Raw genomic sequence first — 16904 nt, 5'->3', positions numbered from 1 at the left:
GATTTGCAATATCTTATTAATGAAAAATAAATATAATATTATTGATTTACCCATTAAAAATGCATTAAAATTAACAACTTAAATCTTAATAACTTTATAACATATATTACTCTAGAGTTAGATCCATGAAAAAATCAAAATTTTTGTTTGCACTCGTCACAGCTGCATGTGCTTTCAACGCAAATGCCTATCAAACTGAAGTTGGTACAATGTACGAATTTACAGATATGGATGGTGGAGAAAATAATAGCTTCGGGATTAATGGTAGATATTATTTTAATCCTGTAGAAGCAAAGACTTTCCCTTTAGCTGAAGCTGCTTTTTTAAATAAATCTTCAAATATTGGACTAGGATATGCATATAGCAAACTAGAAGATGATGAAGACTATGGAAAACTCGAATTTAGTTCTGTAGGCATTACAGGTGAATACTTTATTCCAAATACCTCACTCTATTTATCAGGAGCATTTAACCGTACAAAAACCGAAGTCACTGCAAATGATTTTGGTTCGGTTGATGATAGTGGGAACGGCTATGCTGTAGAGGTCGGTTTCCTACCAACCGATGGCTTGTTATTGGCTGCTGGTGTAACAGACTTGTCTGAAAGTTTTGATCCAATGCAAGCGGCTAAATATGGCTTCACCACTTCGGTTTCAAATGCCGTAGCCGTAACTGGTGAAGATGACGATACCGCCGTAACTCTACGAGCGAAGTATGTTACTCAAATTTCTGGCTTCTATACTAATTTTGAAGGACAAACCTATATTGGTGATGAAACCACTTATCGTTTAGGTGCAGATCTTTATCTTGATCCTACTTTAAGTATTGGAGCAGCTTTTGCGGATTCAACAGCAGAAGATTCAGATACAATCTTCAGTGTTCGCGCACAGAAATTCTTTACACCTCAAGTAGCAGTAGGCTTAACTTACACAACTGTTGATGATGCTGACTCTTTTGGTATTAATGGAACATTCCGCTTCTAATCTATAAGAATTTATTATTAGAAATATGGACGCTCAAGGGAACTTTTCCCTTGGGCGTTTTTCATTTTATTTAAAGTTTAATTGGTAACATCCTCATACAAAACTGGGTACTTTTACAGCATTTTTTATGATCTACACAAAATATCCTCAATTTTAATAAAATAAAACATTATGAATTTATATTTAAAAATCAAACTCTTATATTAATTCAATTTACATAAATATCACATGGTTACAGTCCGGTTACTCGCGCAAGATTGACGACAAAGCTTTTTCGTCTAGACTAAAAGTTGTAACAAAACATTTATAAAATCGCTTTTTAGAGGGGAGAGATTCCATGAAAAAACTAGCAATTGCATCAGCTCTTTTATCTGCACTCGCAGTGAGTGGCGCAGCAAACGCTTACCAAGCTGAAGTTGGTGGTTCTTACAATTATCTTGATCCAGACAACGGTAGCAGCGTAAGTAAATTCGGTGTTGACGGGACTTATTACTTTAATCCTGTTCAAACTCGTAACGCTCCACTTGCTGAAGCAGCTTTCTTAAGCCGTGCAAGTAACGTTAACGCCCTAATCAACTATGGCGATAACAGCGGTACAAAAGATACTCAATATGGCGTGGGTGTTGAATACTACGTTCCTAACTCAGATTTCTACCTTAGCGGTGATGTAGGTCGAAATGAGCGTGAAGTCGACAACACTAATATTGACAGCAAAGTAACTACTTATGCAGCTGAAGTAGGTTATTTACCAGCTCCTGGTTTATTACTTGCATTAGGTGTTAAAGGTTACGACGAGAAAGACGGTAAAGACGGCGCTGATCCAACAGTACGTGCTAAATACGTAACTCAAGTAGGTCAACATGACGTAAACCTTGAAGCGTTCGGTGCATTTGGTGACCTAGACGAATATAAAGTTCGTGGTGACTACTACATCGACAAAACTTTAAGTGTTGGTGCTGATTACTACAACAACGACTTAACTGATAAAGATGAATTTGGTATCAATGCTAAAAAATTCTTGAATCAACAAGTAAGTGTTGAAGGCCGTGTTGGATTTGGTGATAACGACAACACTTATGGTGTTCGTGCAGCATACCGCTTCTAATCAAACCTAAAGTCATAAAAAATCCGCTCAATTGAGCGGATTTTTTTATTGGCTTAAATGCACAATACGCAATTGCAAATTTACATTACCATTAAATGCATTACGATCTATTTCATAGACCAAATGTACATGATCACGCATTGGATCAAACTCAAAACGGCCCGCCGCATTAAAAGCAATTGCATCAAAACTGTATTGGTCTAGTGCTAATTTAAGCTTCAAATGCGTTTCTTTAAGCCAGCGATAATCAACAACTTTAAAATACCCCTCAAACTGTGGGAAAGGGAATTTTTGTCCCCACGGTCCCAACTGTTCTATCCAGTCCAAGGTATTTAGTTGCAGAGCCGAAGTAGGAAGTTCTCCATCCGTCCAGAGAATTGCTTGAAACAAAGATTCTTCCATTTCTGCAATGCAATTGGTAAAGGCTGTTTTAAAAGCCTCAAAGTTTTCTTTACGTATGGTTAAACCAGCTGCTGCTGCATGACCTCCAAAATGGCTCACCAATTCTGAATGTTGTTCAGCAACCTGTTCAATCGAATCTCGAATATGTATCCCATCAATTGAACGAGCAGATCCTTTTATATGAATACCATCTTCATCAGGTGCAAACACAATAGTGGGACGATGAAACTGTTCTTTTAAGCGTCCTGCGACAATCCCAATCACGCCCTGATGCCAGTTTTCTTCAAAAAGTACAAGAGCTGGAGGAATGTCTTCTTTTGAGAGCTGCAAGTTATCTAAAGCAGATAAGGCTTGTTGCTTCATCTCCCCTTCGATTTGACGGCGCTCTATATTTAATTGATTTAATTGTCTCGCAATCGGATAGGCCGTTTCCATAGAGTCTGCTAACAAGCACTCGATCCCGATGCGCATGCTCTCCATACGCCCTGCTGCATTAATACGTGGCCCAAGCACAAATCCTAAATCTTGCGCACGTAAAGATGATGCCTCTCGACCAGCAATATCTAACAGTGCCAATATTCCAACTCGGCATTGATGTTGCTGAATGCGTTTTACACCTGCATCGACCAAAATACGGTTGTTATAATCTAAGATAGCAACATCGGCATAAGTTCCCAAAGCAACCAAATCTAGATATTGAGTGACTTTACTCGTACTTTTACCTTGCTTACTACGTAAACTTGCTAAATTGGCTAGCACATAAAATGCAACTCCAACCCCTGCAAGCGCTTTACTTGGGAACTCACAACCTAACTGATTAGGATTTACCACTGCTTCTGCCAGAGGCGTTTCTTTAGTTGTTAAATGGTGATCTGTAATAACCACTTGCATGCCCAGTGCATGTGCCGCATCAACACCAGCATGGCTGGAAATCCCATTATCGACAGTAATTAATAAATTGGGTTGATAAGTTTGATGTGCAAGCTCTGCAATTGCTGGGGTAAGTCCATAACCGTATTTAAATCGGTCTGGAACCAAATAGTCAACTTGTGCCCCCATATCGCGAAGCACCAATACCATTAACGCTGTACTGGTTGCTCCATCGGCATCGTAGTCGCCAACAATAACAATTTTTTTCTGCTCATCAATAGCCTGATCTATTAATGCCACAGCAGTTTCTAATCCCTTGAGCTGTGGAGCTAATAAATTCTTAAGCTTTAATTCTAATTCCTGTTCAGATTGTACCCCACGCCTTGCCAAAATTTCGGCAATAAACGGAGGCACGCCCTGAAACTGTTCAGGGCGTGTCAATAAAGGTCTTTGTTTGATTTGTATTTTTGTCATTTAAGGCATCAGTCGGTGCAACGTCCATTGACCGTCGATTTTTTCATAACTCAAGCGGTCATGTAAACGATTTGGTCGCCCTTGCCAGAATTCATAGTAATCTGGCTGCAGACGATAACCTCCCCAGAACTCTGGCTTATCAAGCACTTCACGACTTGTAACTTGCTGTTGTAAGTCTTGAAAACGTTGCTGTAACAGCTCTCGGCTTTCAATCTTACCACTTTGCGGCGTACTGATATGCGCTGCAATCTGGCTATCACGTGGTCGTTTACGATAGTAATCTGTAGACTCTTGCTCAGCAATTTTAACTACATGACCACCAACTCGCACCTGACGCTCTAGACTTGGCCAGTAAAATAATAATTCGGCATATGGGTTTTCCGCCAAATCGATACCTTTTTGACTATCGTAATTAGTATAAAAATCATACCCAGCTTCTGTAGCCCCACGTAACAAAACTGTTCGAACATGAGGTCTGCCATTCGCACTTGCTGTCGCTAATGACATTGCATAGGGTTCATGCAAATTAGCTGCTAGAGCATGGTTAAACCAACCAAGAAACTGCTGATGAGGACTAGATTCAACTTGCCCCTCATGCAATTCTCCTTGCTCGTAGCTTAAGCGTAATTCACTTAAATCTTTAATGACATCACTCATGTCATGCACCTTATGCGACTTGTGCTTGTGAACGAACTGAATCTGCTAAATGCTGAGCTAAAGCATTCACTTCTTGCTCATCATCACCTTCGACCATAACTCGGATCACAGGCTCTGTACCTGACTTACGAATCAAGATTCGTCCACGTCCTTTGAGCTGTGCTTCTGCTTTATCAAATTCAGTAACCAATGCCGGAATAGAGTACGGATCAAGCATTTGTTCTAACCGTACATTCACAAGAATTTGTGGGAATAGTTTAAAGTCTTGAACCAGTTCATGAAGAGCCTTATTTTGCTCGACCATCACGGTTAAAACTTGAAGTGCTGCAATAATCGCATCACCTGTCGTACTCTTGTCTAAAGTTAGAATATGGCCAGATGGTTCCCCACCAGTAACCCAACCATTTTCTTCTAGGGCTTGTAATACATAACGGTCACCAACCTTAGCACGTACAAAACCAACATTCGCTTTTTCAAGTGCGACTTCGAGTGCCATGTTACTCATGACAGTACCCACTACGCCTGCTGGCTTATTTTGAGCCTGAGTCGCTAAAATATATAAGATATGGTCACCATCAATTAAGTTACCAAACTTATCGACCATCACGACACGGTCAGCATCACCATCAAAGGCAATCCCTAAATCTGCTTCGTGCTCAACTACAGCTTTTTGTAGTTTTTCAGGATGTGTTGAACCACAACCTTCATTAATATTTAAACCATCTGGCTCATTATATAAAGCAACAACTTTTGCCCCTAACTCACGGAAAACCGAAGGACCAACGCTATACGCCGCACCATGAGCACAGTCCAACACAATCTTTAAATTATTTAAGTCAAAGTGGTAAGGGAAAGTAGATTTACAAAATTCGATATAGCGACCATTCGCATCATTTACACGAACACTTTTACCTAAGTTTGCCGTGTCCTCAATAAACAAATCTTTTTCTAATTCGAGGTTAATTTCTTCTTGTAGAGCATCTGGTAATTTTTTACCTTCGCTTGAGAAAAATTTAATACCATTATCAAAATATGGGTTATGTGATGCAGAAATCACGATACCTGCATGCGCATGTAAAGCACGAGTAAGGTGCGCAATTGCTGGGGTCGGTAATGGGCCAAGCAAATGAACATATACGCCAGCAGCGTTTAACCCCGCCTGTAAAGCAGATTCTAAAATATAACCAGATAAACGAGTGTCTTTTCCTAATACAACAAGTGGCTTATTTTTTGGACTCGTTCGTTTTAATACCTTCCCTGCAGCAAAACCGAGTTTTAAAGCAAACTCTGGAGTAATAGGCATTTGCCCAAATTTTCCACGAATACCATCCGTTCCAAAATAACTCATAGCTTATCTCATTTTTACGCCACTTCAGCCGTGGCTTACTTCATATATGGCAATTCCGCCATATCTCTTTTCGTCAGATTTACTTTACACCAAAAACAAAAAGCCGTCAGTGTAATGACGGCTTTCTTCATTGTTTTGGTTACGAAAATCTAACCAACACGATAGTTTGGAGCTTCTTTAGTAATCGTTACATCATGAACATGTGACTCAGACATGCCTGCTGAAGTAATTTTCACAAATTTCGCATTTTGGCGAAGATCTTCAATCACAGCTGAACCTGTATAACCCATCGATGAACGTAAACCACCCATCATTTGATGAACGATGTTACCCATTGGGCCTTTATATGGAACACGGCCTTCGATTCCTTCTGGTACTAACTTCTCAGCACCCGCTTTTGAATCTTGGAAATAACGGTCAGCAGAACCAGTTGCTCCCGCCATTGCACCTAATGAACCCATACCACGATATGCTTTGTAGTAACGACCTTGGAAAAACTCAACTTCGCCCGGCGCTTCTTCAGTACCCGCAAGTAATGAACCAACCATGATCGTACTTGCACCCGCACCGATCGCTTTTGCCATATCGCCAGAGAAGCGGATACCGCCATCTGCAATTAAAGGAATTTGATCTTTTAGTGCACTAGCAACGCTGTCAATCGCAGAAATTTGTGGCATACCGATACCAGCCACAATACGTGTTGTACAGATAGAACCAGGGCCAATACCTACTTTTACAGCATCTGCACCTGCATCTAATAATGCTAATGCAGCATCACCAGTTGCAATGTTGCCACCAATCACTTGTACTTGAGGGAAGTTTTGTTTCACCCAACGTACACGTTCAATTACACCAGCAGAGTGGCCATGCGCTGTATCAACAACAATTACGTCAACACCAGCTTCAACCAATGCTTCCACACGACTTGGTGTATCAGCACCAGTACCTACCGCAGCACCAACACGTAAACGACCAAGATCATCTTTACAACTGTTTGGATAGCTCTCAGCTTTGCGGAAGTCAGTTACTGTAATTAAGCCTTTAAGTTCGTTGCTCTCACCAACGACTAAGACTTTTTCAATACGGTGTTTTTGCAATAATGCTTGAATATTTTCTTTAGACTCGCCTTCACGTACAGTTACTAAACGATCTTGGCCTGTCATGATGTTGCTAACAGGTTGTTCTAAATTGGTTTCAAAACGCGTATCACGGCCTGTCACAATACCAACAACCTTGCCGTCTTTAACAACAGGTACACCGCTAATGTTATTAGCGCTGGTAATTGCGATGAGTTCACGTACTGTAGTTTCAGGCGTTACAGTGATAGGATCTTTCACCATACCCGCTTCGAATTTTTTCACACGGCGTACTTCTGCAGCTTGAGCAGCAATATCCATGTTTTTGTGCAAAATCCCGATACCACCATTTTGTGACATAGCAATCGCCATACGTGACTCAGTCACTGTATCCATTGCAGCTGAAACTAATGGGATATTTAAATGAATGCCGCGAGTTAAACGTGTCTTTAAAGAGACATCTTTTGGGAGAACAGTAGAGTAGGCAGGAAGTAATAAGACATCATCGAAGGTTAGCGCTTCTTGAACGATGGTCAGCATAACAATCTCACTGGTAAATTCCGTGAGCTATTATAAACAAATTTCAATGCAATTTTCATATTATCTTTGCCTTTTTCAGCAATAGATATCGGCCTGTACTAAATAATTCCCGCTTAATTATACTTTTAGCTCTATTTTTAGCTTTTATCTTTTTATAACCCAGAACTTCATCTGGGTTAATTATTAGAAATAATATTTAGATTTATGCAGGACAACTAAAAACTTGTTCTGTCATTAAATCTACGCCGCATGGCAATGTCTCAATCCAGTCTAAAAACTGATTGACCATTTCTTTCCCCATAAATGGACTACCATGCTGTGGAACGATCATTTCGATATCCATCTGCCGAACCATGTTGACCCACAAACGGATAACCTTATTGGAACACATATAGCGTTGGTGAAAAGCCTTCATTTTCATGATATGCGTATCGAAATCTTTTAAAGGCTGATTAGCATCTTCAACAATTGAGGCACCCATATCGCCAGAAAATAAAATCTTAGCAACTGGATCATAAAACTGAAAATTACCCACCGAATGTAAGAAGTGAGCGGGAACTACCACAAGCTTGGATTCTCCTAGAGTAATCACTTGGCCGCGGTCAGGTAATTCAATAAGACGGTCCTCCCAATTACCTTTCATTCGATCACTCATAAACGAGGAATTTAGATGTGGTAGAAAACGTGCCCATAATTTTGACGCCACGACTTTAGCATCGGTATAGACCAGCCAGCGTGGCATTGAAGTAATAATGTCTGGATCCTGATGCGAGGCCATCACATAGTCCAGATTTTTCAAACGAGTATATTTATTTAATTCCATTGTTAATGGAACATAAGTCAAATCGCCACCTGGATCGATTACAGCAGCACGCTCATGATCAATAATTAAAAATTGATTAGCTTGAATGCCCTCCCCTTTGACCAAACTGGTAAAACTTATACATTTATGTACACCATTATCAAATAATATCTGCGATGTAGTTTTTTCAAACCCCATATAATTCCCCAAAAAACTTTAAATATTAGATATTTTTATATCCATAATAAAATAATGGGATTCAGCAACTCTTACAATGAATTATTTGATTTTTCTCATAATATTTTAAAATGGATTTTGCTTTTCTTATTTTATAAATGAATCATAATGTTATTTAAAATTAACCCACAATAAATTAAAATAATTCTCATTATCAAATTTACTTTTTGTGCTGCTTAGGCCTCCCATGAATCAACCCTTCCGTTTTTCAACTTCAAAAACATTGTTAGCAGTTGCTATTTTTACTTCGATGACAGTAAGTCATGCTGAAGAAATAACAGAACAACAGAATTCGAACAATGTTCTACCCACAATTTCTGTTCAAGCGCAAAAAGAAAGCTCTTCACCCTATGTCGCAACGAAAGCTACCTCTGTTTTAAAATCAGATGCTCCTTTATTTAAAACTGCTCAATCAGTTTCGGTGGTGACCCGCGAGCAACTTGATCAGAAACAAGCAAAGACACTTGCAGATGCAATTGAAGGCGTGGCAGGTGTAGGAGCTGGAAAACTTGGTCGTCGTGGTTGGGATGATTTCATTATCCGAGGACAAACTTCTTCTGATCAAATTTTTATAGATGGTTTACGTCAAGCTCAACAAAACACCTTTGTTGCAGCAGAAATATCGGGCATGGATCAAGTACAAATTTTAAAAGGCCCCGCTTCAGTTAATTTTGGACTGGTACAACCAGGTGGTATGGTCAATTTAGTGACTAAACGCCCTCAAGCTGAAAGCTTTGCTCGGGCCACTATGACTTATGGCAGCTACAATCTTAAAGAAGGGACATTCGATTTAAACTATAGTCCTAATAATAGTGAAAAAGGGGCTTTTCGTTTAAATGGACGTATCTCTGATCAAGATGATCCGACAGATTATGTCTATTTTAAAAATTATTATATCTCCCCTTCTTATAATTTTGACTTAGGAGATAACACCGACCTTTCTGTCATCGCAAGTTATCAGCACCGCGAATATATTCGTCAGCAAGGCTTACCTGTTATTGGAACATTAAAAGACAATCCTAATGGAAGTTTGCCAAAAGACTTATTTATTGGTGAACCGAGTTACGGAGCTTATGATGCCGATGTATTCCGTACAGGTTATAATTTTAGACATGCTTTTAATAATGGTTGGGAATTTAAGCAAAACTTTGCAATTCAAAAAACAGAAATGATTGGCCCTGCTGTATTTTATAATGGCTGGACCGATAAAAACTATACGACCCTTAAACGTCAAGCCCGCTATCAAGATGTTAGTAACCTAAGTTTCTCAATCGACAATAGTGTCCAAAAGACCTTCCAGTTTGCAGATATGGCACATCAAATAACGATTGGATTAGATGGTCTGCAAGACAAAAATGATTATCTAAATAATCGCTGTTCTGCCACAAATTTAAATCTCTATTCACCAGAATACGGCACTACAGTCACTTGTCCAGAAAAAGTCACAAACCACGATATTAACCGCCTAAAGTATATGGGGTTATATTTACGTGACCGCATTCAGATTAATGACCAGCTCGTTTTAAATCTTGCGGGTCGCCAAGATTGGGCGCAAACCCAAACTGTAGATTTAGTTAAAAATACCAATACTAAAAAATCAGAAGAAGCTTTTACAGGTAACGCCTCATTGTTATATACAATTAATGATGTAGTTGCGCCTTATGTAAGCTATGCAACCTCTTTCTTCCCGACAAGTGGGTCAGACTCTGCCGGAAATACCTTTGATCCTGAAAAAGGTAAACAGATTGAAGTCGGAATGAAATTGCAAAGTCCTGATCAGCGGATACAAGGTAGCGTTGCTTGGTATGATTTAAAACGTCAAAATGTATTAGTCAACGACCCTACAGACACGACTTTCAAAGTACAACGTGGCGAGCAATTAACTCGTGGTATTGAGACAGAATTAAATGCAGATGTATTAGATGGTTTAAAACTTACGGCGACCTATACTTACACCGCAGATGCTGAAATTAGTAAAGATGCAAACACAAGTAATGTTGGAAAGCCTCTCGATAATATTCCTGAACACGCTTATAGCTTGTCGGCTCGTTATAAATTTGACCCTGCCTCAAAAATTGGTTGGTATGTTGGCGGTGGATTCCGAGGCGAAACATATAAAACTATGGATAAACTAGATGTCCATATTCCAGGCTATACAGTCTTTGACACTGAAGCTGGCTATGACGCTGGACATTGGGGCGCTCAACTTGCGATCCGTAATCTATTCGATAAAGATTATTATGCAGGCGCCTTAAACGAAAATATGGTGACTTTAGGCAATCCACGTCAAATTAACTTTACCGTAAAATTTAACTATTAAAATTACCTATAAAAAACGCACTCGTTATGAGTGCGTTTTTTTGTACGATTTAAAAAATTACTTAGAAGAAATAATGTTGTACCAAAGTAGAGACACCTACAATTAAGAAAATAGCCGCACCAATTTTATGAATGAGTGAGATAGACAAACGTTCAGCCAATTTATTACCAATAAATACAGCTGGCGCATTGGCAATCATCATGCCTAAGGTTGTACCTAGCATCACCCAGAAAATACTATCGTAACGTGCAGCTAAGGCTACTGTTGCTATTTGGGTTTTATCGCCAATTTCAGCCAAGAAAAATAAGATAAAAGTTGCACCAAAAACACCAAATTTTTGCCATTTATTAATACTTGCCGTTTCATCATCTAGCTCATCTGGGATAAGCATCCAGAACGCCATGCCAATGAAGCCAGCGGCAAGTACCCAAACTAAAATTTCGGGACTCAGGACGGTTGTAATCCACTGGCCAAGCACAGCAGAAATACCATGGTTAATTAGAGTTGCTAAAAGAATCGCAATAAGAATAGGGATTGGCTTACGGAAACGGGCAGACAGTAAAAGGGCCAAAAGTTGCGTTTTATCGCCCATTTCAGCGAGGGCAACAATCGAAGTAGAAATCAGAAATTCTTGCATGTCGTTTCTCTGGCTAGCATAAATGCCCATGACCTACCCCTCCTGCTAGCCAAATATCTGCAGAGTGGTAAATCAAAGGTCTTGCCAACTCGGAAACGATGAGACGTTTAAGCTATGATGACCATGTTCTGTTGAACAATTATGTTGATCATCACCTATTCATGTAGAAATGAATAGCGGCTACTCCCCAATGAAGTATGCGTTTATTATATTCAAGCAATTCTATTTTTCAAACAAAAAATTTTATCCATGCCCAAACTAACAATCGTCCTAAGCCCAATAGTAAAGCTAAACAAATACTTAAGTTAATAAATCCTAAATTATTAATACCAGCTACGTGCTGTGATTGAAATTCAAACGGCAAAATAAGCATTGCTACAAATACTTCCAAGCCCATTGCAACGTAGGTCACCCACTCCCAAGGAAAGTGTAAAACACTCACCCATACTCCCATCAATAAAAATACAATCAATAGGATGGGCACCATTATTTTTAAAAATCCTACCATTTATTATTTCTCCTTTACTAATAACGAGAAATTTCTCCACTCTCGACACTTCTTTTTCGTCTTTAGATTAACCTAAAACCAAATAAATTAAATATCAAAATAAAACCCCGCCGAAGCGAGGTTTTAATGATTCATTTCAAAATATTAGATTAATAAAGTACGAATATCTTTAAGAAGTTTCGTAAGTTTATTGGTAAAGCGGGCTGCATCTGCACCATTAATTACACGGTGGTCATAAGACAATGACAATGGCAACATCAAGCGTGGATCAAAGTCTTTACCATTCCAAACAGGCTGCATCGTTGCAGGTGAAATACCCAAAATCGCAACTTGCGGCCAGTTCACAAGTGGTGTAAATGCTGTACCACCAATTGCGCCCAAACTTGAAATGGTGAAATTCGCACCTTGTAAGTCTTTCGGTGTTAATTTCTTATCACGTGCTTTTTGACCTAACACACCCAATTCAACTGCAATTTGCTTAATTGATTTTTGGTCTGGGTTACGAAGTACTGGCACAGTTAAACCATCAGGTGTTGCTACCGCAATTCCCATATGGATTTCATTGCGCAAGAGCACTGATTTACCGTCATCAGATAGATGGCCTGCGAACTCACGCTCTTCTTTCAACAAATGCGCAACCGCTTTGATAATGAATGCCATAATCGTCAGGCTAATACCTTCTTTTTTGAAGTTGCCTTTTAGCTCATTACGCCAATCTTCTAACTCAGTAATATCAGCAAGGTCAAACTGAGTTACCTGTGGAATAAAGTTATTCAACGACAATTGCGGAATTGATACTTGCTGCAAACGCGTCAGTACTTTTTCTTCTACACCACCAAACGCAGTAAAGTCAGGAAGCTTTGGTAAGCCCGAAACCGCTGGGGCAGCCGCAGCAACTGGTGCAGCTTGTGGCGCAGTTAAACGAGTCTTCACATACGCAAAGATATCTTCTTTAACAACACGGCCATGTTCACCAGAAGTTTTAACTTGAGATAAAACTACACCAAGTTCACGAGCAAGCTTACGCACAGCAGGTCCTGCATAAACTTTAGCGTTTTCGGCTTCTTGTTCTTTGGTTAATTTATCATTACCAGAAGAAGCGGGAGCAGCTACAGCCTGAGTCTGAGCAGGAGTTGCCGCTTTAGGCGCTGCTGCCTGTGGAGCGGGAGCTACCTCTGCTTTTGCCGCTGGTGCAGCAGCAGGTGCTTGGCCTTCAGCTTCAATTGTTGCAAGCAATACACCTTGTGAAACCTGTTGACCTGCCTGTAAGTGAATTGCTTTCACAACACCCGCAACAGTACTTGGAACTTCCACAGTTGCTTTATCTGACTCAACGACAACAAGGCTTTGATCTACATCAACCTTGTCACCAACCTGAACCAAGATTTCAGCAACAACGGCTTTATCAACACCCAAATCAGGAACGTTAATATCAACTGGTCCAGATTGAGTAGCAGTCGATGCTACAGTTTCTTGCTGAGCTGGTGCAGGTGCTGCCGCCGGAGCTGCTGTTGTAGGAGCGGGTTCAGCCGATGCACTAGATGCAGACGTTGTTTTCACTTGAATGAGAACCACGCCTTCTTTAACTGTATCGCCTTCTTTAACTTGAATGCTTTCTACAGTACCAGCAACACTGCTTGGTACTTCTACAGTTGCTTTATCAGACTCAACCACAACGATGCTTTGCTCAACATCGATTTGCTCGCCAACTTTTACTAAAATTTCACCAACCAGTGCTTTTTCAACACCAATATCTGGAACTTGAACTTCAACCACTTGGCTAGTTGTTGCCGTTGCTGGTTGAGCAGCAGTTGAAGGCTGTTGTGCCGCTGCCGGTGCTGCTGTTTGCTCAGCTGCTGGTGCAGATTTTTGAGCTTCTTCTGCTTGAGCTGCTGGTGCAGCTCCTTCAGCTTCAAGTTCAAGCAATACCGTACCTTCAGTTACGCTATCACCTTCTTTGATTAAGATGCTTTTTACCACACCTGCTGAAGTGCTAGGCACTTCAACAGAGGCTTTATCTGACTCAAGCAAAACAAGGCTATCATTTTCTGCAATGCTGTCGCCAACTTTTACCAAAATTTCAGCAACAACTGCTTTATCTACACCAATATCAGGGGTCTTAATTTGCATGCTTAGTTCCCCTCACCTGTTTGCGTTTCATTATATTCAGCAACTGCCTGAACTTCTGGATGCGCTTGAGGAGCCCATGCCACTGGACGGTCAGTATCTAACTCAAAGTTAGAAATTGCGTCTTTAACTAAACGTGCATCCACTTCACCTTCGTCAGCTAATTTTTTCAAAGTAGCAACAACGATATGTGCAGCATCAACACCAAAGAAACTACGTAAGTTAGCACGTGTATCTGAACGACCGTATCCATCTGTACCTAATGCAACAAATGGGCGACCATCTGGAAGATACGCACGGATTTGTTCGCTGTAAGCACGCATATGGTCTGTTGCTGAAACAACGATACCTTCTGTGCCACGTAACTGTTTAGATACCCAAGACTCTTTCACTTCTTCAGAAAGTGGGTGTAAACGGTTGTATTCTTCACATGCCATACCATCACGTGACAACTCATTGAAGCTTGTTACACTCCAAACGTTTGAATGGATTTGGTATTCATCACGTAAGATTTTCGCAGCTTTGATCACTTCACGAAGAATTACACCTGAACCAAGCAATTGAACAGTTGCTTTTTCATCTTTTTCGAACAAGTACATACCACGTTTAATGCCTTCCTCAGCGCCTTCAGGCATTGCAGGATGCTCGTAGTTTTCGTTCATCACAGTTAAGTAGTAGAACACACGCTCTTGGTTCACATACATACGTTGTAAACCGTCATGTACGATTACAGCTAATTCATAACCAAAACATGGATCATAAGATACACAGTTTGGAATAGTGTTCGCCAAGATATGTGAATGACCATCTTGGTGCTGTAAACCTTCACCGTTCAACGTTGTACGACCAGCAGTTGCACCTAACAAGAAACCTTGAGCTTGCGCATCACCAGCTGCCCATGCAATGTCACCAATACGTTGGAAACCGAACATTGAGTAGTACATATACATTGGAATCATTGGCAAGTTATTAGTTGAATAACTTGTTGCCAACGCAGCCCATGCACTCATCGCACCAGCTTCGTTAATCCCTTCTTGAAGCATGTGACCGTCACTTGCTTCACGGTAATGCATTAACTGTTCTTGGTCTTCTGGGGTATATTTCTGGCCGTGAGCGGCATAGATACCAAGCTGACGGAACATACCTTCCAGACCAAAAGTACGTGCTTCATCTGGAACGATTGGTACTACGCGGTCTTTAATCGCTTTTTCTTTGAGTAAAGAAGCAATTAAACGAACCATCACCATCGTGGTAGATTGTTCTTTACCACTTGAACCATTTAATACAGCATCAAATACAGATAATTCAGGAATCGCTAAAATTTCACTCTCTTTACGACGTGCAGGTAGATAACCACCTAACGCTTCACGACGCGCCTTCATGTACTTCATTTCTGGAGAGTTTTCACTTGGACGATAGAATGGAAGCTCTTCTAACTTATCATCTGTAAATGGAAGGTTGAAACGGTCACGTACATACTTTAAAGAGTCGATCTGCATTTTTTTGATTTGGTGAGTTTTGTTCACTGCTTCAATTTCTTCAGACAAACCGTAACCTTTAACAGTTTTCGCAAGAATAACTGTTGGTTGACCTTTGGCTTTCATTGCTTCTGCATATGCAGCAAACACTTTGTAAGGGTCGTGACCACCACGGTTAAGATTATCGATATCTTCATCGCTTAAATCTTTTACAAGTTCCGCAGCTTCTGGATACTTGCCAAAGAATTTCTCACGCGTGTATGCACCACCTTTCACTTGATAGCGTTGGTATTCACCATCAACTGTTTCTTCCATTACCGCTTTTAAAGCGCCTGTGCTGTCTTTTGCAAGTAATGGATCCCAATGACGTCCCCATACTACTTTAATGACACGCCAGCCCGCACCACGGAATAAAGATTCTAGTTCTTGAATGATTTTACCGTTACCACGTACAGGACCATCTAGACGCTGTAAGTTACAGTTAACAACCCAGATAAGGTTATCAAGCTTTTCACGGCCAGCAAGCGAAATCGCACCAGTACTTTCTGGCTCGTCCATCTCGCCATCGCCAAGATAAGCCCAAACTTTACGGTCTTCTTCTTTGATCAAGCCACGGTTCATCAAATATTTTTGAATGTGTGCTTGATAAATCGACATGATTGGACCAAGACCCATTGATACAGTTGGGAATTGCCAATAGTCAGGCATTAAATATGGATGCGGATAGCTTGGTAAACCGTTACCGCCAACTTCACGGCGGAAATTACTTAACTGTTCTTCAGTTAAACGTCCTTCAAGGAATGAACGTGCATAAATACCAGGAGCACAATGTCCTTGGTAATAAATCATATCTCCGCCAAAGCTATTGCTGTTTGCGCGGAAGAAATGGTTAAAACCTACGTCATATAATGTTGCACTTGATGCGAAGCTCGCCAAGTGTCCACCTAAATCATCACCTGTTTTATTCGCACGAAGTACCATTGCTAAGGCATTCCAACGAATCAATGCACGAATACGGCGTTCCATATCTTGGTCGCCCGGCATTGCAGGTTGTTCTTCAACAGAAATTGTATTTAAGTAAGGTGTATTGAGACGTTGAATTGGAACATGCTTAGCAATTGCTTGTTGGTAAAGTTTTTCCAACAAGAATGCCGCTCGTTCAGTTCCCATATGTTGTAAAACTGAATCGAATGCATCTTGCCATTCTTGGGTTTCTTGTGCGTCGGAGTCACCGTAAAACGCCATAATTCACCTGTTCCTTGTTCTCTAATCTACTTTGTATTTTTACCACGTTTTACCCCTTTCAAGTTATTGCCTCGGGTGAATGTGAGGGGGCCCTA

12 protein-coding genes and 1 riboswitch are annotated in these 16904 nt (G+C 40.4%); of the genes, 3 read left to right on the top strand and 9 right to left on the bottom strand.

What is annotated here, in order from left to right; translation table 11 throughout:
* Positions 1-125: 125 nt before the first annotated feature.
* Together HLV59_RS00835 and HLV59_RS00830 are read left to right on the top strand one after the other, a co-directional pair.
* Entirely contained in the window at positions 126-983 is an 858-nt protein-coding gene (locus HLV59_RS00835; RefSeq protein WP_081172552.1) for a putative porin, read from the top strand.
* Between the two features lie 337 nt (positions 984-1320).
* On the top strand, positions 1321-2088 hold the full coding sequence (locus HLV59_RS00830) for a putative porin (RefSeq protein WP_005078653.1): 768 nt from the start codon (positions 1321-1323) through the stop codon (positions 2086-2088).
* Positions 2089-2133: 45 nt separating this feature from the next.
* Here HLV59_RS00830 and recJ read toward each other — a convergent pair whose 3' ends face one another.
* From recJ to HLV59_RS00805, 5 genes are all read right to left on the bottom strand, one after another.
* Positions 2134-3834 (bottom strand): single-stranded-DNA-specific exonuclease RecJ, encoded by a 1701-nt coding sequence (gene recJ / locus HLV59_RS00825; protein ID WP_171429109.1) that lies wholly within the window; start codon positions 3832-3834, stop codon positions 2134-2136.
* The gene (gene pdxH / locus HLV59_RS00820) at positions 3835-4491 is read right to left on the bottom strand and encodes a pyridoxamine 5'-phosphate oxidase (RefSeq protein ID WP_032004988.1); all 657 of its coding nucleotides are present in this window, start codon (positions 4489-4491) and stop codon (positions 3835-3837) included.
* Positions 4492-4501: 10 nt separating this feature from the next.
* Positions 4502-5839, bottom strand: coding sequence for a phosphoglucosamine mutase (glmM, locus tag HLV59_RS00815; protein ID WP_014207925.1), 1338 nt, complete (start codon positions 5837-5839; stop codon positions 4502-4504).
* A gap of 149 nt (positions 5840-5988) precedes the next feature.
* Positions 5989-7455, bottom strand: a complete 1467-nt coding sequence (guaB, locus tag HLV59_RS00810) for an IMP dehydrogenase (protein ID WP_002121951.1) — start codon at positions 7453-7455, stop codon at positions 5989-5991.
* Positions 7456-7657: 202 nt separating this feature from the next.
* On the bottom strand, positions 7658-8455 hold the full coding sequence (locus tag HLV59_RS00805) for an oxygen-binding di-iron domain-containing protein (RefSeq protein ID WP_171429107.1): 798 nt from the start codon (positions 8453-8455) through the stop codon (positions 7658-7660).
* 226 nt (positions 8456-8681) lie between these two features.
* On the opposite strand from HLV59_RS00805, the gene HLV59_RS00800 reads away from it, so the two are divergent.
* Positions 8682-10814 carry a TonB-dependent siderophore receptor gene (locus HLV59_RS00800; protein WP_171429105.1) on the top strand — a complete coding sequence of 711 codons (2133 nt, stop codon included), beginning with the start codon at positions 8682-8684 and terminating at the stop codon, positions 10812-10814.
* A 61-nt stretch (positions 10815-10875) separates the two neighbouring features.
* Here HLV59_RS00800 and HLV59_RS00795 read toward each other — a convergent pair whose 3' ends face one another.
* The 4 genes from HLV59_RS00795 to aceE form a co-directional block, all read right to left on the bottom strand.
* Positions 10876-11451: a TMEM165/GDT1 family protein gene (locus HLV59_RS00795; protein ID WP_062850360.1), complete on the bottom strand. Its 576-nt coding sequence runs from the start codon at positions 11449-11451 to the stop codon at positions 10876-10878.
* A 15-nt stretch (positions 11452-11466) separates the two neighbouring features.
* Positions 11467-11652: riboswitch (yybP-ykoY riboswitch) on the bottom strand.
* Positions 11653-11680: 28 nt separating this feature from the next.
* Entirely contained in the window at positions 11681-11959 is a 279-nt protein-coding gene (locus HLV59_RS00790; RefSeq protein WP_125739507.1) for a hypothetical protein, read from the bottom strand.
* Between the two features lie 144 nt (positions 11960-12103).
* The gene (locus HLV59_RS00785; protein WP_087089745.1) at positions 12104-14089 is read right to left on the bottom strand and encodes a 2-oxo acid dehydrogenase subunit E2; all 1986 of its coding nucleotides are present in this window, start codon (positions 14087-14089) and stop codon (positions 12104-12106) included.
* 2 nt (positions 14090-14091) lie between these two features.
* Complete coding sequence (gene aceE / locus HLV59_RS00780; protein WP_016143781.1) at positions 14092-16809, bottom strand: pyruvate dehydrogenase (acetyl-transferring), homodimeric type; 2718 nt, start codon at positions 16807-16809, stop codon at positions 14092-14094.
* Positions 16810-16904 lie beyond the last annotated feature (95 nt).

The sequence above is a fragment of the Acinetobacter lactucae genome (assembly GCF_013122135.1).
GTDB lineage: Bacteria > Pseudomonadota > Gammaproteobacteria > Pseudomonadales > Moraxellaceae > Acinetobacter > Acinetobacter lactucae.
The sequence above is the reverse complement of the archived record's forward strand: the minus strand, read 5'-3'. Positions and strand labels throughout refer to the sequence as shown.

Excerpts from the sequence above, each read along its gene's own strand:
- HLV59_RS00785 (WP_087089745.1), bottom strand. The coding sequence starts at position 14,089 with ATGCAAATTAAGACCCCTGATATTGGTGTAGATAAAGCAGTTGTTGCT.
- pdxH (WP_032004988.1), bottom strand. The coding sequence starts at position 4,491 with ATGAGTGATGTCATTAAAGATTTAAGTGAATTACGCTTAAGCTACGAG.
- glmM (WP_014207925.1), bottom strand. The coding sequence starts at position 5,839 with ATGAGTTATTTTGGAACGGATGGTATTCGTGGAAAATTTGGGCAAATG.
- HLV59_RS00795 (WP_062850360.1), bottom strand. The coding sequence starts at position 11,451 with ATGCAAGAATTTCTGATTTCTACTTCGATTGTTGCCCTCGCTGAAATG.
- recJ (WP_171429109.1), bottom strand. The coding sequence starts at position 3,834 with ATGACAAAAATACAAATCAAACAAAGACCTTTATTGACACGCCCTGAA.
- HLV59_RS00805 (WP_171429107.1), bottom strand. The coding sequence starts at position 8,455 with ATGGGGTTTGAAAAAACTACATCGCAGATATTATTTGATAATGGTGTA.
- HLV59_RS00835 (WP_081172552.1), top strand. The coding sequence starts at position 126 with ATGAAAAAATCAAAATTTTTGTTTGCACTCGTCACAGCTGCATGTGCT.
- aceE (WP_016143781.1), bottom strand. The coding sequence starts at position 16,809 with ATGGCGTTTTACGGTGACTCCGACGCACAAGAAACCCAAGAATGGCAA.
- HLV59_RS00790 (WP_125739507.1), bottom strand. The coding sequence starts at position 11,959 with ATGGTAGGATTTTTAAAAATAATGGTGCCCATCCTATTGATTGTATTT.
- HLV59_RS00800 (WP_171429105.1), top strand. The coding sequence starts at position 8,682 with ATGAATCAACCCTTCCGTTTTTCAACTTCAAAAACATTGTTAGCAGTT.
- HLV59_RS00830 (WP_005078653.1), top strand. The coding sequence starts at position 1,321 with ATGAAAAAACTAGCAATTGCATCAGCTCTTTTATCTGCACTCGCAGTG.
- guaB (WP_002121951.1), bottom strand. The coding sequence starts at position 7,455 with ATGCTGACCATCGTTCAAGAAGCGCTAACCTTCGATGATGTCTTATTA.